This is a genomic window from uncultured Zoogloea sp. (genome assembly GCF_937894855.1).
GTDB lineage: Bacteria > Pseudomonadota > Gammaproteobacteria > Burkholderiales > Rhodocyclaceae > Zoogloea > Zoogloea oryzae.
In genome coordinates this window covers 28,459-50,803 of the sequence record NZ_CALAYQ010000100.1, presented here as the reverse complement: position 1 = coordinate 50,803, position 22,345 = coordinate 28,459, and the positions used below count along the sequence as shown (strand labels likewise).

Genomic DNA, 22,345 nt, shown 5'->3' with positions numbered 1-22,345 from the left:
TGCAAGTGCGCTACCAGGCTGCGCTACGCCCCGACAAGCTGCGCATTATAGACATCGATAATGGCTTTGCCAAGTACTCATTAGCAAAATTCGAGAACCAGGTGCGGTGGTGCGGATGAAGGGTCACACCACCAGCGTGCCGACGTACTCACCGTTCGGCCCGTACACCACGCCGGCGCGAACGTCGGCGGGGTTGGGGTAGCCGGGGAGAACGGCCGGCGGAGTGCCGACGGTGAGCGTGACGGTTGCGGGGGCACCGACCGCGACGCCATCCACGTATAGCTGATAGCGGAAGGAGCCGGAGGGGCCGGTGTAGGTGAAGCCGCCGTCCTCGCCGATATCGAGCGTTCCGCCGCTTGGCCAGGTGGTGACCTGCGCGCGGATTTCCTTTCCGGCGTCAGCGGGGAGGGCGATGTCGTTGTAGAGGATGGACGGGCCGTTGTCGCCGCTTGAGGGGATGGTCTCGGCTCGCACGCCAAGGCCCGGCGTGCCGACGACGACAGCGCCGGCAATCAGCTGATTGGTGTCGATGCGGATGCTCATGCTGCGGTGATCGGCCCGGTGATTCCGATGCCGCCTCCTGCTGTCTTGAGAGCAAGGTGATACTGGGTGCCGGCGACGATCGAGGCGTGGGTGACGCTGGCGAGGATGCCGGTGCTGTTGGTCGTCAAGTTGGCGACCGTTGCGACCGCGGTGAAGTCCGATGCCCGGAGGACCGTCGCGATGATGCCGGTCAGGTTGGCTTGAACCGCGCCGGCGTTGTTCTTGAGCGGATCAGCCACCGAGAGCCGGCCGCCTGCTGCGGCAGCGGCAAGCGTCACGGTTTTTGAGAGGGCTGCCGAGCGGTTGCCTGCGGCGTCGTAGGCCCGGACCTCAAACGTGTCGGTGGCACCGGGTGTCCGGCCGGCAATGTTCGCACTCGTCCCGGCGCCGGTGGATGTCCAGCTTGAGGCGGCGTTGATCCGGTATTCGTAGCCGGTGCCAGCGACGTTGTCGGTTGCTGCTGGCCAGCTCGCGGTGTAGCTGGTGGAGCCAAGGCTGCTGATGGCGATGGTTCCAGCAAGCGTCGGCGCCGTGGTGTCGGCCGGCGGGGTGGCTGCGGTCGTGAAGCTGCGGGCGGCCGACCAGGCGCTGGCGCCGGAACCGTTGGTGGCGCGGATCTCGAGGGTGTAGGTGGTGCCGGCGGTGAGGCCGGAAAGCGTGGCAGGCGAAGCGCCGAGGGCCGCGGCCGTGCCGCCATTGAGGCGATATTCGTAAGCGGTGGCATCCGACGCGCTGTAGCTGTAGGCAACGCTGGCGCTGGTGGTTGCCGGGGTGACGGTGGCAATCGTCACCACGCCGGAAGGGGGCGTGACTACAGCGCCGCTGCCCGTGACGAGCGCGAAGGCGTTGCCGGCGCCGATGCTGGTGTGAAGGCCGGAGATCTCGGCGGCTGTCAGTTTCTTGTCGAAAAACGCCATCCAGACAAAATCACCCGCCCACGAGGTGGACATGTTCCGCGCAAAGCCGTTGATGTGCATCCGGTCGGCGGGTTTGTTGGACATGGCGACGCCGGTGTCGACGCCATCCATGAACAGCGCGCCATTGAGGGCTGTCCATCCGCCGGCGCTCCATTGCTGGACGGCGAAGGAGTGCCACTGGTTGTCGCCGACGATGTTGCGGATCGGGCTGATTTCGGTGAGCGCGCTGCTCAGGTTGCCGTCGTTGAGACCGACATTGCCGGTGGTCTGGCTGAAGCCGACCATCATCGCGTTGGAGGCCAGCGTGCTGCCGGGCAGGCGGATGGGCTGGGAGCCGTTGCCGCCGTAGCCCGTCATCTTGCTGACGACGATGAACAGGGTGCCTTCGTGGGCAACCTGGGTGGCGATCGAGAAGTCGGTGAAGCTGAAACCTCTCGAATCGGTACCCGATCCGGTGCAGCGGATGCCCTTGCCGATGGGGGTGTCCACCGAGCCGGAAACACCGGCATCGAGGGTGAAGGTGACGCCCGTGCGGGCGAGGTCCACGAGGGTGCCGGTGGCGGGATCAACGCCGATCAGCACCTTTACGCGCGATGCCAGCGGGTGGGAAGCATTCAGAGCCAGAGCCATGTCAGATTAAATCCTCAGTCCGAAAACCTTTTCGCCTGCGCCCATCCGGTTCGTGATGAAAATGGCGCAGTTGTGGGTGGCCGACCAGGCAGCCTTGAGTTCGTAGTGGTCCACCGTTCTGCTGGTGGTGATGCCAAGCCGGTGGCCGGTGTCGGTGACGGTGGGCGTGGTCTTGTTCCAGTCGAGGATGAACGCGCCGATCTGGCCCGTGCCGGTCTGCTGGGCACCGAAAACAATCCGGCCGTCGGGCATCGGCGCCGACCAGCAGTTGGACACATCCCAGCCGGCAAGGGCAGGGAAGGCCGAGACCATCAGCACCCGGGACGCGGCGAGATCATCCAGGGGATGAATGGAGCCGAGGAAGCTGCCCGGCGTGTCGTAGTAGCCGCCGATCTGCACGATGTTGCGCCCGACCAGATGCGCGAAGTGCTGGATCAGCGGCGGAACCTTGCCCGAGTAGTTGCCCACGGTGCGGGTGGTGCCGTCTTCCGACAGGTGCCAGATGTAGGCGTCGTTCACCCGGTACCAGCCGTCGCCAGGGACGCGGGTGGATGCGGTACCCGTGCCAGCCCGGTTATACGCCGTGATCGCGGGAGAATCCTGCTTGCGCCATTTTCCGGTGACGGTGTTGTAGTACCAGAAGGGGCATTTGCGGGATTCGATGTCGATCGCAGGCGCATCGTAGGGCGGCGTCCATAGGGCGTGGTCGTAGGCATCGTAGGCAACTCCGACCTCTTTGGTTGCAGCGTCGAACCACAGGGTTCGAAACGCGTGCATGCCCCAAGGGCGGCTGTTGGCGGCATCGGCGTAGAGAAAACCGTCGGCGCTGATGTGATAGGCGCCGGGGCACGGATCTGGCGCGTACTGGCGCTTGAGGAGGCCGTCCCTGGCATCCCAACAGTAGATGGCGTTGCGGGTCTGGGCGGTGCCGTGGGTTTCAGCGCCGAAGATCCACAGCCGCTGCCGGCCCTCGTCCCAGGCACTGCCAGCGTGGCCGGAAGCGTCGTAGATGGGGAGATCGGGCAGGGTGGTGAGCAACTGGAAACCGGTGCCGGACCAGCCAGCAAGCAGCTGGGCAACCGTGCCACCCGTTGCGTCCGGTGCAGCGACCGACAAGGATCGGCCGGCATTGATCGACTGGCCGGCGGGCACGGTGTAGGTGTCGTTAACTGGCGTTGCCATGGGTGTGGAAGCATTCCTCGAATGGACTTCCGGCCATTGTAGCGGAGCCGTCGCTAGTCTGATTGGGTAGTCCAGGCGGATTTACCGGCTCGATGTCGATCCGGCAGTGTCCGCAAAATCGCGCCCGGTCGTGCCACGCAAGGGTATTGGCACTTCAGAGCGATTCGTTTTCCAGCTATCGGGGGAGCCTCTGGTCCGACGAGCGGAGCACCCGGGCCGACAATCGTTGGTTGCTGGCGGTGTGGCCGAGGATTGAAGACGCTTCGTTTACTTTGGACGGGGAGATGAGAGGGTGCGTCATGGGGCGTGCCGAGGGGGTGTATCGACATAACTCTAAATTTCTGAAAACAGTAATTTTCAGAACATATTAAATAGGGAGTTGAAACCCGTGTTTGCCGCGGCGTACGCCTATCCAACGAATCCACGCATCGCCTCGGCAAACTCCGATGTAACCGTGCCGATAGTTTTTTGCCTCGACGCCGAGCGACACAACCGCTCGGCGCCACCGCGGACTTCAGCCCGGCTTTCGTGCCACCATGCCGATCAGCGCCGAGCGGCCCTTGTGACCTGCGCCTTCGGTGATGTCTTCCTCGTAGCTTGCCAGTTCCTCGATCGTCCAGTCGGCGAAGGCCGCGCGGAGGATTTCTTCGGTGTAGAGATTCTCGACCGCCGACGGACCGCCGGTGCGGTATTCGAGCTGCTTCGGCGTGTAGCCCTGCAGCAGGATGCAGCCGCCGGGCGCAGTAAGCGCCTTCATCGTTTCAAATTGGCGCTCCCGCCATTCGGGCCCGACAAACTGGATGAAGACGCCGATCACCCAGTCAAAGCGCCCCTGCATCGCCTCTGGCGGCCAGCCCGGCGCCAGCATGTCGGCCTGGATGAAATCCACGCTCACCTTTCGACCGGCGGCCAGGCGGCGGGCCTTTTCGATGGCGACGGCGGAGATCTCGATGGCAGTGACGTCCAGCCCCTGTTCGGCCAGCCATACGGAATTCCGCCCTTCACCGTCGGCCACCGACAGCGCCGTCCGCCCGCCTTCGAGCAGGCCCTGGCGACGGGCCAGAAAGCGGTTTGGTTCGGTTCCGAAGAGGTATTCCTCGCCGGCTTCCCGGTAGCGCGTGCTCCAGATGCTTTCCTGAGTCATGGCTTGTCTCCTTGATTGGGTGTCGTTGTCACGCGCGGGCGGGTTTCCAGAAGAGACGGATCAATCCGCACTTCGTTCAAAACGCGGACCGGATGCCCCTGCCGGAAGCTCGCCGTCTTGAAAATTAGAGAAGTCTAATATAATGAGCGTCCCGCGCTTGCCGCGCATCGTCCATTGAGGAGAAAACCCCGTATGAAGTCTGCCCACGATCTGGTTCTTGCCGCCAAAAGCCGCATTCAGGAAGTTCCTCTTGCCGACGCCGAACAGGCCATCCGTGACGCCCAGGTGCTGATCGATGTACGCGAGGCCGACGAGTACGCGGCCGGCCACATTCCTGGCGCCATCCACATCTCCCGCGGCGTGCTGGAGTTTCGCATGAGCGGCGCGCCCGAACTCGCTGCCCGGGATCAAGCCATCGTGCTTTACTGCAAGACCAGCGGCCGCGCCGCCCTTGCCGCCGCTGCGCTGCAGGAGATGGGCTATCTCCAGGTGCGGTCAATCACCGGCGGATTCGACGCCTGGGTTGCAGCCGGCAAGCCGGTCGCGAAGCCCGCCATGCCGGCATTCGACTGATTCAACCGCCCGCCCGGCGCGTAAATCTTGCGCGCCGTCAATTTTCCCGCACGAAAATCACCCCTGTTTCCCTGGGCCATGCACATCCACGGTGCGGCCACCTTGCTGGCGCTGACCGGGTACGGGCTGTACTAAATGGCCAACGAGGAATGGCGGGCGATCGCCAGCTAGGCGCACTGGCGGCGCATGTGATCCCGGCGCGCCTACTTTTCGGCCGCCGCTGACCGCTCACGCCGCCGGTAGTGAGCCACCGCCGGCGCAACCATCGCTACGCCAAGCAGCGCCACCAGCGCCAGCGGCCACACCATCGGCTTGTTCCATTCGGCGCGCATCCGCTCCCGCTGGGCCACGTCCACCCGCTGATATTTGAGCGTGTTGCGGATGATCTTGCCCGGCTTACGGTTGTACAGCCAGCCGTGCTGGAGCGTGTAGGCCTTTTCATACATCCCCCACACCCACGGCGCGTCGTGCTGGAGGATGGTCAGCATGCGCTGGATGATCTCGGCGCGCTCGGGGCTGTCGGGCATCGCCTTCATGCGCTCGAAGAGCCGGTCGTACTCGGGGTTTTCGTAGTTTGAGGCGTTCTCGCCCTGGCTCTTCACCTTGCCCTGGGGGCCGTAGAGCAGGAACAGGAAGTTCTCGGGATCGGGATAGTCGGCGTTCCAGCCCCAGTAGAAAAGCTGGGCGTTGCCCTTGCGGATCTTGTCCTGGAAGCGGTTGTAGTCGGTGGCGCGCACCACCAGCTGCACGTCCAGCTTGCGCAGCTGCTTGGTCAGCCAATCCACGGTGGATTTGTCGCCCATGCCACCGCCGGTGGTGTCGAGGTTGACCACCAGCGGCTCGCCGGTCTTGGCGTCGCGCCCGCCGGGATAGCCGGCTTCAGCCAGCAGGCGGCGGGCTTCATCCACCGACTTGCGGCGCGGCTGGCCGTCCACCCAGTCGTACACCTCGTGATTCACGCCCGATTCGTCGGCCTTGTAGCCGAAGATACCGGGCGGAATCGGGTGCATCGCCGGCACGCCGCGACCGTTCTGGAACACCGAGATGAACTCTTCCTGGTCGATGGCGATGGAGATCGCCAGGCGCAGCTTGCGAGCCCGCTCGCTGGTGCCGCCCACGATCGGGTCGAGCATGTTGAAGCCCATGTACATCACCGTGGGCGCCACCGAGGTGTTGAGCTTGATGCCCTTCTCCACCATCTCGTCGGACAAGGTCACGTCGCCCTGCCCGCCCATCTGCACGGCCTGATCGAAGTTGTCGGACGATACGCCGGATGCGTCGTAGTAGCCCTGCAGGAACTTGTTCCAGTAAGGAATGCTTTCCTTTTCGCGGGTGAAGACCACCTCATCGACAAACGGAATCGGCTTGCCGCAATCGGCCAGCAGGCCCGCGGCCTTGTCGTCGTCCTCGCCTTCGCAGGGGTAGGCCTCACCACGGAAGTTGGGGTTGCGGGCCAGCACCATTCGGGCGTTGGGGTTGTTCTCGCGGAGCATGTAGGGGCCGGTGCCGATGGGCCACCAGTCGAGGGTGAGGTTGCGCTCGGCCATGCCCGGCTGGGCGAAGAAACGGTCGGCCTCGACGGGCACCGGCGCGAAGAAGGGCATCGCCAGCCAGTACGGAAACTGCGGGTAGGTGCCCTTGATGTGGATGCGGTAGGTGTAGCGATCGACGACCTCGACGCCTTCCATCGGGTAGTCACGCAGGTCGATCCAGGCGCCGCCCTTGCCGTCGGCGTTGCGCTGCTTCTCGTCGGCGGCGAGCTTCGTGTGGAGATCCTTCAGGCCGACGATGTAATCGCCCATCAGCTCCAGCACCGGCGAATGCAGGCGCGGGTGGGCAAGGCGCTTGATCTGGTAGACGAAATCGTCGGCGGTCAGCTCGCGCGTGCCGGTGGCCGGAAAATCGCCCAGCGCGCGCTTGTCGGCGAGATCCTTGTCGGTCAGCGCGAGATACAGCGGCTGGCCCTTGGCATCGACCGCAAACGCCGGGTGCGGCTGGAAGCGGATGCCCGGCCGGATCGTGATCTCGTATTCGCTGCGGGCGATCTGCGCCGGGTCGGCATCCGGCGGCAGCAGCTTGCCGGCGGCGTCGAACTGGCGCAGTACGGGCATCTGCGCGGCGGCGGCGGTGTTCAGCTGGAACGGGCGCTTGAGGTAGTGGTACTGGAGCGGCGGCTCGTAGATCTGGTACAGGAAGGTGGCCTCGTCCTCGCTGTAGGACTGCACCGGATCAAGATGTTTGGGCCGCTGGGTGAAGGCGGAATACAGGATGTTCCGGCCGCGCTCGGCGGCGGGATAGGGGTCGTTCCACACCTCGCCGCAGCCGGCCGCGAGGGTGGCCAGCAGGACAGCGGCAAGGCGCCGGTATAAAGTGGGGCAATGGATCGCGCGCATGGGGCGAGTCTACCGGATCACTCTGCGGGTGCCATCGAAATTAGCGGCAGCACACGCTCCGGGAGCATCCGTTATAATTGTGCGGTTATTCACAGGAGACACCTTACATGGGCTTTCTTGCCGGCAAGCGCATTCTCATCACCGGGCTGCTGTCCAATCGCTCGATCTCCTACGGGATCGCCAAGGCGATGCACCGCGAAGGCGCCGAACTTGCCTTTACCTTCCAGAACGAACGCTTCCAGGAACGCGTCACCAAAATGGCGGCCGAATTCGGAAGCTCGATGGTGTTCGCGTGCGACGTCCAGAACGACGAGGAAATCGCCAGGCTCTTCGAGCAGCTCGGCCAGAAGTGGGATTACCTCGACGGCCTGGTGCACTCCATCGCCTTCGCGCCCAGCGAAGCCCTTGAGGGCGACTTCCTCGACGGCCTCTCCCGCGAGGCCTTCCGCATCTCCCAGGAAGTCAGCGCCTACAGCTTCCCGGCGCTGGCCAAGGCCGCGCGTCCGATGATGAAGGGCCGCAACGGCTCGCTGCTCACCCTGTCCTACCTGGGCGCGGTGCGCACCATGCCGAACTACAACATCATGGGCATGGCCAAGGCCAGCCTCGAAGCCTCGGTGCGCTACATGGCGGTCACCCTCGGCCCCGAAGGCACCCGCGTCAATGCCATCTCCGCCGGCCCGATCAAGACCCTCGCGGCGTCCGGCATCGGCAGTTTCGGCAAGCTGCTCTCGTTCAACGAGCACAATGCCCCGCTGCGTCGCAACGTTACGATCGAGGAAGTCGGCAACGCTGCCGCCTTCCTGTGTTCCGACCTCGCCAGCGGCATGACCGGCGAGATCATGTACGTGGACGGTGGCTTCAACACCACCGCGCTGGGCAACGCCGAACCGCTCGGCCAGTAAGCCCGGTTCTGTTCTGCGCAAAAAGGGCGACCCACGGGTCGCCCTTTTGTTTTGCCGATCCGTCAGGCGGCCGGAGCAGCCGGCTCGACTGGCTCCGGCGGAATCCACAGGCAGTGGCCCTTGTTGGCCTTGGCGATCTCGGCCAGCACCTTGTCGTGGCCGGCGAGCTCTTCGTCGGTGGCCCGCAGCACACGCAGGGGCACGCGCTCGAGGAGACCTCCGCCGGCGTCGGCATCGTCCTGCTGGGGCGCGGGCTCGTCGAGCATCATGATGAGGCTCTCCTGGCCGCGGGTCATCGCCAGGTAGACGTCGGCTAGCAGTTCGGCATCGAGCAGCGCGCCGTGCAGGGCGCGGTGGGTGTTGTCGATCTCGTAGAGCGAGCATAGGGCGTTGAGCGACGCCTTCTTGCCGGGGTTCTGCTCCTTGGCGAGCTTGAGCGTGTCGATCACGCTCGGGCAGATCGCTGTGAGCAGCGGACGGCCGAGCAGGCCAAGCTCGTAATTGAGGAAGCCCACGTCGAAGGTCGCGTTGTGGATCACCAGCTCGGCGCCATCCACGAAGGCCTCGAACTCCGACACGATGTCCTTGAACACCGGCTTGTCGGTGAGGAACTCGTTGGTGATCCCGTGCACCGCCATCGCCCCGGCGTCGATGTTCCGCTGGGGGTTGATATACACGTGGTAGTGGCGCCCGGTGAGCTTGCGGTCGAGCAGCTCGACGCAGCCGATTTCGATCACCCGGTCGCCGCTCTTCCAGTCGAGGCCGGTGGTTTCCGTATCCAGTACGATCTGTCTCATGCCTTGATGTCCTCTGATTCCACAATCCGGCCGGCTTTGCGCACGGCCTCCACGCCCCGCCGGGCCAGCGCGTCGGCGCGCTCGTTCTCGGCATGACCGGCGTGGCCCTTGACCCACAGCCATTTGATCTGATGGCGTGACGCGGCCTCGTCCAGCGCGCGCCACAGGTCGGCGTTCTTGACGGGCTCCTTCGAGGCGGTCTTCCAGCCGCGGGCCTTCCAACCGTGAATCCACTCGGAAATGCCCTTCTGCACGTACTGGGAGTCGGTATGCACCCGCGCCGCGACCGGGCGTTTGAGCATCTCCAGCGCGCGGATCACCGCGAGCAGCTCCATCCGGTTGTTGGTGGTGGCGGGCTCGCCGCCCCACAGTTCCTTTTCGTGGGGGCCGGCGCGCAGGATCGCGCCCCAGCCGCCGGGCCCCGGGTTGCCCGAGCAGGCCCCGTCGGTATAGATGTCGATTTCTTCCACTGATTCTCTCGTTGCGTGTTGTTGGGGTGGCGCGTCAGGGCCGTGGCGTGTCGTCGCCGGCATCCAGCCGCATGCCGGGCGATCCCGGTTGGCCGCCGGCTTTCTGGACCAGCGGCGCAAGCGCCCGCGCGCCCGCCTTTCGATCCCACTTGGGCATGATGAGCCGGATGCCCTGCACCCGCTTGATGGCATGAATCACATACACGCCGCCACCGATCGGCCACCAGCGGTCACCGGCCCAGTCGAGGCCGCGCAGGCGTTCGAGCCATTGGGGCTGCTCGACGGCCGGCAGGAAGCAGCCCGAGGCCTGGCTGCCGGTTTCAAAGCTGAGGAGCGCCAGCCAGTCCTTCAGTCGCCGGAGCGAAAGATACTGCCCGCGCCACGGGTAGCAGCCGGTCTTGCCGGCGAGCATCCGCTTGATGCCGAAGAGGCTCACCGGGTTGAAACCGGCGATCACCACATGCCCTTCCGGCACCAGCACCCGCTCCACTTCGCGCAGCACCTGGTGGGGGTTGGCGGCGAATTCGAGCACATGGGGCAGCACCACGAGATCGAGGCTGTTTGCCGCAAACGGCAGCGCCGCGTAATCGGTCTCGACGCCTACGTTGCCGGCGCCGGCCCGGAAGCGGAAAGGCATCCGGTTGGCCCGCAGGAAGTCGAACTCGGGCAAGCCGAGCTGGACCGCGTTGTAGCCGAAGATGTCCGCCACCTGCGCGTCGAAGCGCGCTGCTTCCCACGCCATCACGTAGCGCCCCAGCGGGGTGTCGAGCCACGCGTGGAGGCCGGGGAAGGATTCGGAATCTCTCATTGGGCAGTGCAGGAATAAGGAACGCCCGACGACGGGGTACAATCGCCGGATGCAGATTATCCCTCTTCCCGCGTTCAGCGATAACTATATCTGGCTGCTTCGCAGCGGTCGTCACGCCGCCGTGGTCGATCCGGGCGATGCCGCGCCGGTTCTCCGCCATCTTGCCGACGAGGGCCTGACCCTCGTGGCGATTCTCGTCACCCATCACCACCCCGATCACGTGGGCGGCATCGAGGCGATCCTCGATGCGCATCCGGTGCCGGTCTTCGGCCCCGCGATGGAAGACATCGCCGGCATCACCCATCCGGTGAGCCAGGACGACGAGGTGTTGCTGCCCGAACTCGGCGCCGAATTCCGCGTGCTCGATCTGCCCGGCCATACCGCCGGTCATGTGGGCTACTACGGCGAAGGCGCCCTGTTCTGTGGCGACACGCTGTTCGCGGCTGGTTGCGGCCGGTTGTTCGAAGGCACGCCGGCCCAGATGTACGATTCCCTCGGCAAGCTGGCCGCCCTGCCTGGCGATACGCAGGTCTATTGCACCCACGAATACACCCTGTCGAACCTGGCTTTTGCGGCCGCGGTCGAGCCGTCCAACGCGGCCATCACCGAACGCATCGCCAGCAGCCAGGCCCTGCGCGCGGCCGGTACGCCGACGGTGCCGTTTCTGCTTGAGGGCGAGCTTCTGACCAATCCGTTCCTGCGCAGCGCTGAGCCTGAAGTCATTGCGCAGGCCCAGGTTCAGGCCGGGCATGCGCTCAAGACGCCGGTCGAGGTGTTCGCGGCGATCCGCGAGTGGAAAAACCGCTTCTGATGGTCGCCTGACTCAGGCCACCGATTCGATGGGCGTCGCCGAGATGCGGTTACGCCCGGACTGCTTGGCTCCGTAGAGCGCGTCGTCGGCGCGCTTGAGCAGACCGGCCGAGTCGGCCTCGCCCCGCGGGGGGATCATCGACGCCACACCGATGCTCACTGTCACCACGCCGTTGGGCGTGAAACGGTGGGTGATGCGCAGGCCTTCGACGGCGCTGCGCATGACCTCGGCCACCCGCAGCGCGCCGGGCAGATCGGTGTCGGGCAGGATCGCGGCAAACTCCTCGCCGCCGTAGCGCGACACAAGGTCGGCCGGGCGACGCAGGGCCGATTGCAGCGTGCGCGCCACCGCCTTCAGGCATTCGTCTCCCACCTGGTGGCCGTAGCCGTCGTTGAACTGCTTGAAGTGATCGACGTCGCACAGCAGGATCGACAGGGGCTTGGCCTGACGGCCCGAGCGGCGCCATTCGCGCAGCAGGATCTCGTCGAACTGGCGACGGTTCGAGATGCCGGTGAGCCCGTCGAGGGACGACAGCCGGGTGAGTTCCTGGTTGGCGTCGTCGAGCTTGCGGGTCAGCACCAGCAGCGAATAACGCATCTGGGCGATCCGCTGCATGGCTTTCACCTTGGCGGCGAGCACCGTCTCGGACACCGGTTTGATGAGGTAGTCGTCACCGCCGACGCTGATGCCCTTTTCGAGATCGGCATCGCTGGTGCGGGCGGTGAGAAAGATGATCGGCGTCCATTCGCCGGCCTGTTCGAGCTGGCGGATGCGCCGCGCGACCTCGAAACCGTCCATCCCCGGCATGATGATGTCGAGCAGGATCAGATCGGGCCGTTCGGCCTTGAAGAGTTCGATGCCCCGCTCGCCATCCCGGGCCAGGATGGGTTCAATCCCCATCTTGCGTAACTGATGAGACACCAGCGTCGCACTTGTCAGCGTGTCCTCGATCAGTAGCGCTTTCACTGGATTCCCGGGAAATTGATTCGTAAGGCCGTTGAATCGGATGGCTCGGCGGCTGCCACGCAGCCAAGGGCATACTTTAACGGATTCCCGACATCCGTCGAAGCCTCTTTGTATCGGGTGTGATGTGATTCGCGCGGCTTTGCCGGTTTGACCCTGGCTGCCGCGGGCAGCTAAAATCCGCCCTTTGGTTCCGCGCGACAAAGCCTGATGTTTCCGAGAGTTATCGCGCTATTCCTGTCGCTCCTGGGTGCCACCCCCTTGCTGGCTCAGGAGGCGGACGGATTTGCGCCGCGTTTTGTCAGCTCGATCCCTCTTTTTGAGGACGAGAGCGCCCAGCCTCCGAAGGTTTTCGAGATCCGGGAGCAGCACGTCCGGGTTCCCACCGTCGATCTCACCGTCGAGACGGACGACCTCTGGGAGCGCATCCGCCGCGGTTTCTCGATGCCGGATCTGAACACCGATCTCGTCACCGACCGGCAGATCTACTACATCAACCGCCCGGGCGCCCTGCGCCAGATCTTCACCCGCGGTCAGCGTTACCTCTACTACATCGTCGAAGAACTCGAGCGTCGCGGCATGCCCACCGAGCTTGCGCTGCTGCCGATGGTCGAGAGCGCGTTCAATCCGATGGCGCTGTCGTCGGCCCAGGCCTCGGGCCTGTGGCAGTTCATCCCGTCCACCGGCAAGAGCTACCGGCTCGAACAGAACTGGTGGGTGGACGAACGACGCGACGTGATCGCCTCCACCAACGCCGCCCTCGATTACCTCCAGACCATCTACGAGATGCACGGCGACTGGCAGCTGGCGCTGGCCTCGTACAACTGGGGCGAAGGCGCCGTGGGCCGTGCGGTGGCCAAGAACAAGGCGGCCGGCCTGCCGGCGGAATACCAGTACCTCAACATGCCGGGCGAGACCCGCTACTACGTACCCAAGCTGCAGGCGCTGAAGAACATCATCGCCCAGCCGGAGCTCTTCGGCATCACCCTGCCGGCGATCCCCAACCGGCCCTACTTCGTCACCGTCGAGAGCCGTGTTCCGCTCGATCTTGCCACCGCGGCGCGGCTGGCCGAAACGCCGGTCGACGAGATACTCGCCCTCAATCCCGGCTACAAGCGGCCGATCCTGCCCACGGCCGGCCCGCAGTCGCTGGTGGTGCCCGCCGAGAAGCTCGAAGCCTTCCTGATCAACCTGCAGCGGCACGATCCGGCCAACGCCAGCTGGAAGACCTACGAGCTGCAGGAAGGCGAAGGCCTCGAAGGCGTGGCCGACCGGCTGGGCATTTCCGCCAGCCGCCTGCGCCAGGTCAATGGTTTGTCGCCGCGGGCGCGTATTGGCACCGGCTACACGCTCATCGTGCCCTCCGAGAGCGAAGGCGACCGGATCAGCCTGGCGAGCCTGATGCCCAACCGGCCCCAGGCCGGCGCGGTCGAGCCCCCTCCCCCGCCTCCACCCCGGGCGCTGGTCCAGCGGACCACCATGCGCGGCAAGAACGGCAAGCAGATCGTCATCGAGCGCAAGATCGCGGTTGCGGCCGAGCCCGCTCCCGCCGCGCGTCAGAAAGGCGGCAAGCCCGAGAAGGCCGCGCCGCCTGCAAAGCCCGCGCCGGGCAAGGCTGCTGCTGGCAAGTCCGCCGAGCCCCCCAAGGCCGCGGCAAAGCCTTCGGCGCCCGCCAGGAAGCATCGCTGAAAGCCGCCTGCCGCAAGCTTGTAAAACAAAACGCCCGATGGACTCCATCGGGCGTTCTGCTTTCAAGGCGCTGATGCCGCCGTGTCAGGCGCTCGCCGGGATCAGGAAGTCATCGGAGATCCGGCAGCCCAGATCGAAGATGCTGTCCCGGAACTCCTCGAGATAGTTGCGCAGCCCCAGTTCGAAGATCCGCTCGATCCGGCCGAAGCGCAGGTGCGCCTCAAGCTCGCCAGCCATGCGTTCGGTTTCGGCCGAACGGGAGTTGGCGACGCGGCCAAGGTTGGAATACACCTCCTTCATGCAGCGGGCCAGCGAGCGCGGCATGTCGGCCCGCAGGATCAGCAGCTCGGCCACCCGCAGCGGGGTGATGTGATCGCGATAGACCTTGCGATACACCTCGAAGGCCGACACCGAGCGCAGCAGCGCGCTCCACTGGTAGTAGTCGGTGCTCTCCACGTCGCTCTCGGAGCCGGGCAGCAGGTTGAGGTACTTCACCTCGAGGATGCGCGCGGTGTTGTCGGCGCGCTCGAGGAAAGTCCCCAGCCGGATGAAGCGCAGGGCTTCGTCCTGCAACATGGTGCCGATGGTTACGCCGCGGGACAGGTGCGAGCGGTACTTCACCCACTCGAAGAAGGCGCCCGGGCCGGTCTCCATCATCTTGGCCATGGAGAAGTCACGCATCTTCAGCCAGGTGGCGTTGGAGGTCTCCCACAGCTCGGAGGTGAGCGTGCCGCGCACGGCGTGGGCGTTCTCGCGGGTGGCCCGCAGGCAGCGGTAGATGCTGCCGGGGTTGTCCCGGTCGAAGATCATGAACTCGAGCACGGCCTCGGTGGTGAAGGCGGGATGCTTGGCATGGAAGGTGTCCTGCAGCTCCATGATCTTCAGCATCCCGGCCCACATGGCTTCCACTTCCTGCCCGTTCTGGGGAAGGAGGCTCAGGCGGTAGGTTACGTCGAGGATGCGCGCGGTGTTCTCGGCGCGCTCCATGTAGCGTGCCATCCAGAAAAGATGGTCGGCGGTGCGGCTCAGCATGTCAGGCCTCCAGTACCCAGGTGTCTTTGGTGCCCCCGCCCTGCGAGGAGTTCACCACCAGCGATCCTTCGCGCAGTGCGACGCGGGTCAGCCCGCCCGGCACCAGGCGCATTTCGCTGCCCGAGAGCACGAAGGGACGCAGATCCAGGTGTCGGGGCGCAACGCCGCTCTCGACGAAGGTCGGACAATTCGAAAGGGCCAGCGTGGGCTGGGCGATGTACTTCTCGGGGTTGGCCACGAGGTACTTGCGGAAGGTCTCGATCTGCTCCTTGGTGGAGGCCGGGCCGACCAGCATGCCGTAGCCACCGGCGCCGTGGACTTCCTTCACCACCAGCTCGGGCAGGTGCGCCAGGGTGTAGGCCAGGTCTTCCGGCTTGCGGCACATGTAGGTGGGCACGTTGTTGAGGATCGGCTCCTCGCCGAGATAGAAGCGGATCATCTCGGGCACATAGGGGTAGATCGACTTGTCGTCGGCCACGCCGGTGCCGATGGCGTTGGAGAGCGTCACCCGTCCGGCGCGGTAGGCATTGAGCAGGCCCGGCACACCGATCATCGAATCCTTGCGGAAGGCGGTGGGATCGAGGAAGTCGTCATCCACGCGGCGGTAGATCACGTCCACCCGGCGCGGGCCCTGGGTGGTGCGCATGAAGACCTGATCGTCGCGCACGAACAGATCCTGGCCTTCGACCAGCTCGACGCCCATCTGCTGGGCGAGGAAGGCGTGCTCGAAGTAGGCGCTGTTGTAGGCGCCCGGCGTCATCACGACCACCGTCGGATCATCCACGCCCTTGGGCGCGACGCTGCGCAGGGTGTGCAGCAGCATGTCCGGATAGTGCTCGACCGGCGCGATGCGGTGACGAGCGAACAGCTCGGGAAACAGCCGCATCATCATCCGGCGGTCTTCGAGCATGTACGACACGCCCGACGGCACCCGCAGGTTGTCTTCCAGCACGTAGAACTCACCGGCGCCGGCGCGCACCACGTCCACCCCGGCGATGTGCGCATAGACGTTGCACGGCACATCCACGCCCTGCATTTCGGGGCGGTACTGAGCGTTGTTGAGCACCTGCTCCTTGGGGATGCGCCCGGCCTTCAGGATTTCCTGGTCGTGGTAGATGTCGTGGATGAAGGCGTTGAGCGCCTTGACCCGCTGGCGCATCCCGGCCTCGAGGCCCTTCCATTCCTGGGCGGGAATGATGCGCGGGATGATGTCGAAGGGAATCAGACGCTCGGTTCCGGATTCTTCACCGTACACCGCGAAGGTGATGCCGTAGCGATGGAACAGGGAGTCGGCCTCCGCACGCTTACGCGCGATTCGGTCAGCCGGAGTGTCGCTGAGCCACTTGGCGTATGCCGCGTAATGCTCACGAACGCTCCCGTCGTCCGCAGTCATTTCATTGAAGAATTTTGTGATGGCCATCTCTGTGCCCTGTCATGTTGTGAGGCGGAAATACCACTTTTTGTGTAGCTAGAAGCGTGCCAAGAAAAAAGTCGAGATAAAACCAAAATTCATCCCCCTATTCGGGGCTGTCCTGCACCGCTTTGGTGCCACCGCACCGGCATGGGGAATCGAGGCGCTGCATCTCGGTGCGTGACCGTCGGCGCTTGCCGTCCGGGTAAGGGGAGCGCATCCGGCATCCGAGCGACACGGACGCGTGTGCCGGGGTGCCAAATCTGTATCGTCACGTTCGAAAAATCTATTTCTTTAGTTATAGGTTCACTCGTTACAATCCCGCCTGCAGACTGGGATTTCCCCATTTTGTGAAATCCCCCCCGCAAACGTTCCACCGCCCAAGTCCGTCCATCTTGCCGACCGCTTCGCCGCCGTTCTTCAGTCGTCTCAGACGCAGCCTCCATGAGCTTCCGATCAAGCACCAGGTGGTGCTGATTGCCTTTGTGACGACCTCGCTCGCGCTGATCGTCGCGCTGCTGTGTCTCGTCGTGGGCGAAGTGGACGCCGCAGCCGACGCACGCCACGAGAGTGCCGAGCGGCTCACGCGCCTCGTCGGTCTGCACACCAGCGATGCCCTGCTGCGCGGCGCGCCGGCCGAGGCTGCCGAGATGCTGGCCGTGCTGGGCGCCGACCGGGACGTAATCGCCGTCACCATCCACGATGCCGCCGGCGGCGAGTTCGCCCGCTACCGCAGCCCGCTGGCCAACCACGCCGACTTCCTCTCCGCCATCGCCAGCCACCATGCCGACAAGCCCGGCCCCGATGTGCCCCTGGACGCTGGCGCCCGACCGCTGCTGGCACTGACCGATGCGCCCTTCCTCGAGATCGCCCGGCCCATCCGCGCCGGCAACCGCGATCTCGGCACCATCGAGGCGTACTTCGACCTCTCTCCCCTCAATCGCCTGATCCGCGAGCGGATCGCCACCGCCGCGATCATCCTCGTGGCTGCCGGGCTCCTCGCGTGGCTGCTGGCCGCCCGCCTCCAGCGGCTGATCGCCGCGCCGATCGAGGACTTCGCCCAACACATTGGCAAGGTCACCCACACCGGTGACTACAGCGTGCGCGCAGCGCCGGTCGGATGCAATGAGATTGGCACGCTGATGCACGGTTTCAACGCCATGCTCGACCAGATCGAGAGCGGCCACACCCAGTTGCTGGAGGCGCGGGATTCCGCCGAGGAAGCCAGCCGGGCCAAATCCATGTTCCTCGCCACCATGAGCCACGAGATCCGCAACCCGATGAACGGCGTCATCGGCATGGCCGATCTCCTCGCCTTCACCCGGCTCGACGAGGAGCAGCAGCACCTCCTGCGCCACATTCGCATTTCGGCCGACAGCCTGATGCGGGTGATCAACGACATCCTCGATTTCTCCAAGCTCGAAGCCGCCCGCATGGACGTGGAAGCGGTGTGGTGCAACCCGCGGGAGATCATCGAGGATATCGCCGCCTTCTTTCAGTTTCAGGCGGCCGACAAGGGCCTGATGATCCGCTGTCACATCGCCCGCGATCTGCCGCCTTCGGCCAAGATCGACCCGATCCGCCTGCGCCAGGTACTGGGCAACCTCATCGCCAACGCCATCAAATTCACCAGCAGTGGCGAGATCGTGCTGAGCGTCGATCAGCGGTATCTGGATGGCGGCGGCGACACACCGCTGTCGTTCTTCCATTTCAGTGTGCGCGATAGCGGCATCGGTATCGAACCCGCCGTGCTGCCGCGGCTGTTCACCCCCTTCACCCAGGCCGACAGCTCCTACGCCAGGCGTTTTGGCGGCACCGGGCTGGGCCTCGCGATCTGCCAGCAGCTGGTGGATCTGATGGGCGGCGAGATTGGCGTGGAGAGCACGCCGGGCGAAGGGTCGAACTTCTGGTTCACGATCAGCGCGCCGGTGCAGAGCGCAGCCGCCGAACCCGCCTCCGCGCCGGCCCACCCCCTCGACACCCGCGAGAGCGCCACGCAGCTGGCCGGCCTGCGGGTGCTCGTCGCCGATGACGACGCCCTCAGCCAGGTGCTCGCTACCGCCCAGCTGGCGCAGTTCCACTGCGAAGTCACCACCGCAGCCAACGGGGTCGAAGTCCTCGAACTGCTCGAACGCCGCCCCTTCGACCTGATCCTGATGGACGGCCAGATGCCGTTGCTCGACGGCTACGACACCACCCGCCGCATCCGCGAACTGGAAATGATCGGCCGGCTGCCCCAGCGCACCGCCATCGTCGCGATGACCGGCAACGTGTCCGAGCACGCCCTCGCCCGCGAATGCGGGATGGACGACTTCCTCGCCAAGCCCTACAGCCAGGGCGCGCTGCGGGATGTGCTGGTCCGCCATTGCCCGAAGGCGCGGGCTGGCAACACCACGCTGGATTCAGCCGCCTGAAAAGTAAGAAATCCGGGCTGATCTTTTACTTCCGGTACAAAGCGCCCGTTCGGCACCGGTGCTGATCGCTGTCCACATTCGATCCACCGCTTTTCCAGCGCCAATCCACAGACTTATCCACACGCAGCGGCCCCTGTGCCAGAATGCGGCCCCCTCCGTCGCCACCCTGCTCCACCCATGTCGCTACCGCCGCCGCCGGTTTACGCGCCGCCTGCTGGACCACTGAAGATCGTCCATCGGGACGAGGCCCTGATCGTCCTCGACAAGCCCTCCGGATTGCTGTCGGTGCCGGGCCGCGGCCCCGCCCACGCGGACAGCCTCGCCAGCCGGGTTCAGGCCGAATTCCCCGACGCACGCATCGTCCATCGCCTCGACATGGCGACGTCGGGCCTCATTGTTTTGGCCCGGGGCGCGGCGATGGAGCGGGCGCTCAGCATCGCCTTCCAGAAACGTCAGGTGGAAAAACTTTACGTGGCGGTGGTGGCCGGACAGATCGCCGAAGACAGCGGCGAGATCGACCTGCCCCTCATCACCGATTGGCCCAACCGGCCGCGGCAGAAGGTGGATTTCGAACTGGGCAAGCCGTCCCTCACCGGCTTCGAGGTGCTGGCCCGCGACGCTGCGCGTAACACCAGCCGGGTCGCCCTCACCCCCCACACCGGCCGATCCCACCAGCTGCGGGTGCATCTGCTGGCCATCGGCCATCCGATCCTGGGGGATGATCTTTACGGCGACGCGGCGAGCCGGACCGCTGCGCCGCGCTTGCTCCTGCACGCGACGCGTCTCGCCCTGCCCCACCCGCTGAGCGGGGCGCAGCTGACACTGGAAAGCCCGCCGGACTTCTGACCGGCAGCGCTCAGGCGCCGTGCCGGAAGGCGATCACGTGGTCGGCCTCCAGCCGCACCCCGATCGCCTCGCCCAGGGCGTGGTTGTGGTGGGACGGCACCAGCGACAGCACCTCGGTGCCGCTGGCCAGGCGCAGGGTGTACAGGATGTCGGCGCCGCGAAAGGCCTTGTGACGCACCTCGGCCCGGGTCGGGCTGGCGTCGTCGTGGATCACGTCGTCGGGACGCAGCAGCACATCCACGCCACAGCCCTTGCCGCAGGCGGCGCAGCCCACGCTGCACTCCACCGGTACGCCAGAGTTGAGCTCACCCAGCTCGATCCTCACCCGGTTGGCGTCGAGCACGGTGCCCGGCACGAACACGCCCTTGCCGACAAAATCGGCCACGAAACGGTTGGCCGGCCGGTGGTAGAGGTTGTAGGGCGTATCCCATTGCTGGATGCGCCCCTCGTACATCACGCCGATCTCGTCGGCCATCGCGAAGGCCTCGTGCTGGTCGTGGGTGACCAGCACCGCGGTCATGCCCTCGCTCTTGAGGATCTCGCGCACCTCGACCGACAGCCGTTCGCGCAGATCCACGTCGAGGTTTGAAAACGGCTCGTCGAGCAGCACCAGTTCGGGCCGCGGCGCCAGCGCCCGGGCCAGCGCGACACGCTGCTGCTGGCCGCCGGAGAGCTCGTGGGGAAACTTGCGCCCCTGACCCGCCAGGCCCACCGTGGCGAGCAGCGATTCGACCCGCTGCCCGCGCTCCGCCGCCGACACGCCGCGCAGGCCAAAGCCCACGTTGTCCTCGACGGTGAGGTGAGGAAACAGCGCGTAATCCTGGAACACCATGCCAACCCGCCGGCGCTCGGGCGGCACCCGGAAGCCGGCACGGCTCATGGATTGGTCGTGGATCAGGATCTCGCCACCGGAGACTTCCTCAAAGCCGGCGATGCAGCGCAGCAAGGTCGTCTTGCCGCAACCCGACGGCCCCAGCAGGCAGGCGATGCTACCCTGCTCCAGGCGAAAATCGACGCCATTGACGACGGTGTGATGGCCGTAGCGCTGGGCAACCGCCTTGAGTTCTAGCTTGGACATGCAATCAATTATAATTCTCATCCAGGCCAAAAAGAATGCCATGAGCTCACGACTTCCTTCTCCGCCGCTCGGCGCGGTTTCCCGACATCTCTCGCCGCTGGTCATCACGGCGCTAGCGGTTGCGCTGCTGGCCGGATTGCCTGTTGCCAGCGTGGGTTTCAACCTGCTCGCCGGTGGCACCAGCGCCACCTGGAGCCACCTCGCCGCCACCGTGCTGCCCGAATACATCCAGAACTCCCTGGCCCTGTGCCTGGGCGTGGGCGTGGGTGTGGCGACCGTCGGCGTCGCCACCGCGTGGCTCACCACGATGCATGACTTCCCGGGCCGACGCGTGTTCGACTGGGCGCTGGTGCTGCCCCTGGCGATGCCGGCCTACGTGATGGCCTATGTTTACACCGATTTCCTGCAGTTTGTCGGCCCGGTGCAGACGGCCCTGCGCGACGCCTTCGGCTGGGAGTTCGGCGACTACTACTTTCCCGACATCCGCACCCTGCCCGGCGCGATGCTGATGTTCGTCTTCGTGCTCTACCCCTACGTCTATCTGCTCGCCCGCACGGCATTTCTGGAGCGGGCTGGCGGCGTGCTGGAGGCTGCGCGCACCCTGGGCATCGGGCCGTGGCGGGCCTTCTTCACCGTCTCGCTGCCGCTGGCCCGCCCAGCCATCGCTGCCGGCGTGGCGCTGGCCTTGATGGAAACCCTGGCCGACTACGGCACGGTGGCCTACTTCGCGGTCAACACCTTCACCACCGGCATCTACCGGGCGTGGTTCTCCCTCGGCGACCGGATCGCCTCGGCCCAGCTGGCGGCGATCCTGCTCGGCTTCGTGCTGCTGCTGGTGGCCATCGAACGGATCACCCGCGGCCGCGCGCGTTATCACAACACGTCCAACCGGCATCGTCCGCCAGCGCCGCGCCTGTCGGGCGTGGCCGGGCTGGCGGCCACCCTTGCCTGCCTCACCCCGCTGGTGCTGGGCTTCCTGCTGCCCGGCGGGCTGCTGCTGCGGATGGCGCTGGGTGAAGGCGACGCCCAGTTCGGCGAGCGCTTCGTGATGCTGGCCCGCAACAGCTTTACCCTGGCGGGGACCACCGCGCTCATCGCCGTGCTGCTGGCGGTGCTGCTGGCCTACAGCGCGCGGCTGTCGAAGACGCTCCTCGCCACCGGCCTCAACCGGATGGTCGGCCTGGGCTACGCGGTGCCGGGCACGGTGATCGCGGTGGGTGTGCTGATTCCCGTCACCCGGCTCGACAACTGGCTGGCCGGGCAGTGGGAGGCGTGGTTCGGCACCAACCCGGGCCTGCTCCTCACCGGCGGCATCGCGGCGCTGATCTACGCTTACCTGGCGCGCTTCCTGTCGGTGGCGCTGCAGACGGTGGACGCCAGCCTCGCCAAGATCACCCCCAGCATGGACGATGCCGCCCGCAGCCTGGGTCTGGGCCAGGGTCACACCTTGCGCTGGGTGCATGTGCCGATCCTGCGGGGCAGCCTGTTCACCGCCGGGCTGCTGGTTTTCGTGGATGTGATGAAGGAGTTGCCGGCCACGCTGGTGATGCGCCCCTTCAACTTCGACACGCTGGCCACCCAGGCCTACACGCTGGCCTCCGACGAGCGGCTGGCCGAAGCCTCCACGGCGGCGCTGGCGATTGTGGCGGTGGGCCTCCTGCCTCTGATCGCCCTCTCAAGACAGATCGCCCGGGATAGCAAGTAACAAGCCCAAGGCCCCAAAAGCAGAACGCCCCGGC

Annotated in this window: 19 protein-coding genes; 7 read left to right on the top strand and 12 right to left on the bottom strand. The window is 65.6% G+C overall.

Annotated elements, in window-relative coordinates:
* Positions 1-123: 123 nt before the first annotated feature.
* The 4 genes from Q0672_RS12570 to Q0672_RS12555 all read right to left on the bottom strand — a co-directional run bounded on the left by Q0672_RS12570 (position 124) and on the right by Q0672_RS12555 (position 4,416).
* Positions 124-543, bottom strand: a complete 420-nt coding sequence (locus Q0672_RS12570; protein ID WP_298622643.1) for a hypothetical protein — start codon at positions 541-543, stop codon at positions 124-126.
* Positions 540-2,090: a hypothetical protein gene (locus Q0672_RS12565; protein ID WP_298622640.1), complete on the bottom strand. Its 1,551-nt coding sequence runs from the start codon at positions 2,088-2,090 to the stop codon at positions 540-542. Before Q0672_RS12565 ends, Q0672_RS12570 begins: the two co-directional genes overlap by 4 nt.
* A gap of 6 nt (positions 2,091-2,096) precedes the next feature.
* A complete protein-coding gene (locus Q0672_RS12560; RefSeq protein WP_298622638.1) occupies positions 2,097-3,272 on the bottom strand; it encodes a hypothetical protein in 1,176 nt (391 codons plus the stop codon).
* A gap of 514 nt (positions 3,273-3,786) precedes the next feature.
* A complete protein-coding gene (locus tag Q0672_RS12555; RefSeq protein ID WP_298622636.1) occupies positions 3,787-4,416 on the bottom strand; it encodes a cyclopropane-fatty-acyl-phospholipid synthase family protein in 630 nt (209 codons plus the stop codon).
* 192 nt (positions 4,417-4,608) lie between these two features.
* Here Q0672_RS12555 and Q0672_RS12550 point away from each other — a divergent pair, with 192 nt between their 5' ends.
* Positions 4,609-4,989, top strand: a complete 381-nt coding sequence (locus Q0672_RS12550; RefSeq protein WP_153163030.1) for a rhodanese-like domain-containing protein — start codon at positions 4,609-4,611, stop codon at positions 4,987-4,989.
* Positions 4,990-5,192: 203 nt separating this feature from the next.
* Here Q0672_RS12550 and Q0672_RS12545 read toward each other — a convergent pair whose 3' ends face one another.
* On the bottom strand, positions 5,193-7,382 hold the full coding sequence (locus Q0672_RS12545) for an ABC transporter substrate-binding protein (protein ID WP_298622633.1): 2,190 nt from the start codon (positions 7,380-7,382) through the stop codon (positions 5,193-5,195).
* 107 nt (positions 7,383-7,489) lie between these two features.
* On the opposite strand from Q0672_RS12545, the gene fabI reads away from it, so the two are divergent.
* Entirely contained in the window at positions 7,490-8,287 is a 798-nt protein-coding gene (gene fabI, locus Q0672_RS12540; protein ID WP_153163028.1) for an enoyl-ACP reductase FabI, read from the top strand.
* A 62-nt stretch (positions 8,288-8,349) separates the two neighbouring features.
* Here the strand turns inward: fabI and dnaQ are convergent, their stop codons facing one another.
* The 3 genes from dnaQ to Q0672_RS12525 are packed head-to-tail and all read right to left on the bottom strand — an operon-like array spanning position 8,350 to position 10,362.
* Positions 8,350-9,084 (bottom strand): DNA polymerase III subunit epsilon, encoded by a 735-nt coding sequence (gene dnaQ / locus Q0672_RS12535; protein ID WP_298622630.1) that lies wholly within the window; start codon positions 9,082-9,084, stop codon positions 8,350-8,352.
* A complete protein-coding gene (gene rnhA / locus Q0672_RS12530) occupies positions 9,081-9,554 on the bottom strand; it encodes a ribonuclease HI (RefSeq protein WP_284188071.1) in 474 nt (157 codons plus the stop codon). The genes dnaQ and rnhA overlap by 4 nt, the downstream gene beginning before the upstream one ends.
* A 34-nt stretch (positions 9,555-9,588) precedes the next feature.
* Positions 9,589-10,362, bottom strand: a complete 774-nt coding sequence (locus Q0672_RS12525; protein ID WP_298622627.1) for a class I SAM-dependent methyltransferase — start codon at positions 10,360-10,362, stop codon at positions 9,589-9,591.
* 49 nt (positions 10,363-10,411) lie between these two features.
* On the opposite strand from Q0672_RS12525, the gene gloB reads away from it, so the two are divergent.
* On the top strand, positions 10,412-11,173 hold the full coding sequence (gene gloB, locus Q0672_RS12520; RefSeq protein WP_298622626.1) for a hydroxyacylglutathione hydrolase: 762 nt from the start codon (positions 10,412-10,414) through the stop codon (positions 11,171-11,173).
* A 12-nt stretch (positions 11,174-11,185) separates the two neighbouring features.
* Here the strand turns inward: gloB and Q0672_RS12515 are convergent, their stop codons facing one another.
* Positions 11,186-12,139: a diguanylate cyclase gene (locus Q0672_RS12515; protein ID WP_298622624.1), complete on the bottom strand. Its 954-nt coding sequence runs from the start codon at positions 12,137-12,139 to the stop codon at positions 11,186-11,188.
* A 207-nt stretch (positions 12,140-12,346) separates the two neighbouring features.
* On the opposite strand from Q0672_RS12515, the gene Q0672_RS12510 reads away from it, so the two are divergent.
* Positions 12,347-13,825: a transglycosylase SLT domain-containing protein gene (locus tag Q0672_RS12510; protein WP_298622621.1), complete on the top strand. Its 1,479-nt coding sequence runs from the start codon at positions 12,347-12,349 to the stop codon at positions 13,823-13,825.
* A gap of 84 nt (positions 13,826-13,909) precedes the next feature.
* On the opposite strand, the gene Q0672_RS12505 is transcribed toward Q0672_RS12510, so the two are convergent.
* A complete protein-coding gene (locus Q0672_RS12505) occupies positions 13,910-14,857 on the bottom strand; it encodes an alpha-E domain-containing protein (protein WP_153163021.1) in 948 nt (315 codons plus the stop codon).
* A 1-nt stretch (position 14,858) separates the two neighbouring features.
* Positions 14,859-16,277: a circularly permuted type 2 ATP-grasp protein gene (locus Q0672_RS12500; protein ID WP_284188077.1), complete on the bottom strand. Its 1,419-nt coding sequence runs from the start codon at positions 16,275-16,277 to the stop codon at positions 14,859-14,861.
* A 476-nt stretch (positions 16,278-16,753) separates the two neighbouring features.
* On the opposite strand from Q0672_RS12500, the gene Q0672_RS12495 reads away from it, so the two are divergent.
* Positions 16,754-18,682, top strand: a complete 1,929-nt coding sequence (locus tag Q0672_RS12495) for an ATP-binding protein (RefSeq protein ID WP_298622616.1) — start codon at positions 16,754-16,756, stop codon at positions 18,680-18,682.
* Between the two features lie 177 nt (positions 18,683-18,859).
* A complete protein-coding gene (locus Q0672_RS12490; protein ID WP_298622614.1) occupies positions 18,860-19,528 on the top strand; it encodes a pseudouridine synthase in 669 nt (222 codons plus the stop codon).
* Between the two features lie 10 nt (positions 19,529-19,538).
* Here the strand turns inward: Q0672_RS12490 and Q0672_RS12485 are convergent, their stop codons facing one another.
* On the bottom strand, positions 19,539-20,606 hold the full coding sequence (locus Q0672_RS12485) for an ABC transporter ATP-binding protein (protein WP_298622612.1): 1,068 nt from the start codon (positions 20,604-20,606) through the stop codon (positions 19,539-19,541).
* A 40-nt stretch (positions 20,607-20,646) separates the two neighbouring features.
* Here Q0672_RS12485 and Q0672_RS12480 point away from each other — a divergent pair, with 40 nt between their 5' ends.
* Complete coding sequence (locus tag Q0672_RS12480) at positions 20,647-22,311, top strand: iron ABC transporter permease (RefSeq protein ID WP_298622610.1); 1,665 nt, start codon at positions 20,647-20,649, stop codon at positions 22,309-22,311.
* The last annotated feature ends 34 nt before the right edge of the window (positions 22,312-22,345 follow it).

Coding starts and splice junctions, on each gene's coding strand:
- Q0672_RS12570 (WP_298622643.1), bottom strand. CDS start 543: ATGAGCATCCGCATCGACACCAATCAGCTGATTGCCGGCGCTGTCGTC.
- dnaQ (WP_298622630.1), bottom strand. CDS start 9,084: ATGAGACAGATCGTACTGGATACGGAAACCACCGGCCTCGACTGGAAG.
- Q0672_RS12545 (WP_298622633.1), bottom strand. CDS start 7,382: ATGCGCGCGATCCATTGCCCCACTTTATACCGGCGCCTTGCCGCTGTC.
- Q0672_RS12560 (WP_298622638.1), bottom strand. CDS start 3,272: ATGGCAACGCCAGTTAACGACACCTACACCGTGCCCGCCGGCCAGTCG.
- Q0672_RS12565 (WP_298622640.1), bottom strand. CDS start 2,090: ATGGCTCTGGCTCTGAATGCTTCCCACCCGCTGGCATCGCGCGTAAAG.
- Q0672_RS12505 (WP_153163021.1), bottom strand. CDS start 14,857: ATGCTGAGCCGCACCGCCGACCATCTTTTCTGGATGGCACGCTACATG.
- Q0672_RS12480 (WP_298622610.1), top strand. CDS start 20,647: ATGAGCTCACGACTTCCTTCTCCGCCGCTCGGCGCGGTTTCCCGACAT.
- Q0672_RS12500 (WP_284188077.1), bottom strand. CDS start 16,277: ATGGCCATCACAAAATTCTTCAATGAAATGACTGCGGACGACGGGAGC.
- Q0672_RS12555 (WP_298622636.1), bottom strand. CDS start 4,416: ATGACTCAGGAAAGCATCTGGAGCACGCGCTACCGGGAAGCCGGCGAG.
- Q0672_RS12510 (WP_298622621.1), top strand. CDS start 12,347: ATGTTTCCGAGAGTTATCGCGCTATTCCTGTCGCTCCTGGGTGCCACC.
- Q0672_RS12490 (WP_298622614.1), top strand. CDS start 18,860: ATGTCGCTACCGCCGCCGCCGGTTTACGCGCCGCCTGCTGGACCACTG.
- Q0672_RS12525 (WP_298622627.1), bottom strand. CDS start 10,362: ATGAGAGATTCCGAATCCTTCCCCGGCCTCCACGCGTGGCTCGACACC.
- gloB (WP_298622626.1), top strand. CDS start 10,412: ATGCAGATTATCCCTCTTCCCGCGTTCAGCGATAACTATATCTGGCTG.
- Q0672_RS12550 (WP_153163030.1), top strand. CDS start 4,609: ATGAAGTCTGCCCACGATCTGGTTCTTGCCGCCAAAAGCCGCATTCAG.
- fabI (WP_153163028.1), top strand. CDS start 7,490: ATGGGCTTTCTTGCCGGCAAGCGCATTCTCATCACCGGGCTGCTGTCC.
- Q0672_RS12485 (WP_298622612.1), bottom strand. CDS start 20,606: ATGTCCAAGCTAGAACTCAAGGCGGTTGCCCAGCGCTACGGCCATCAC.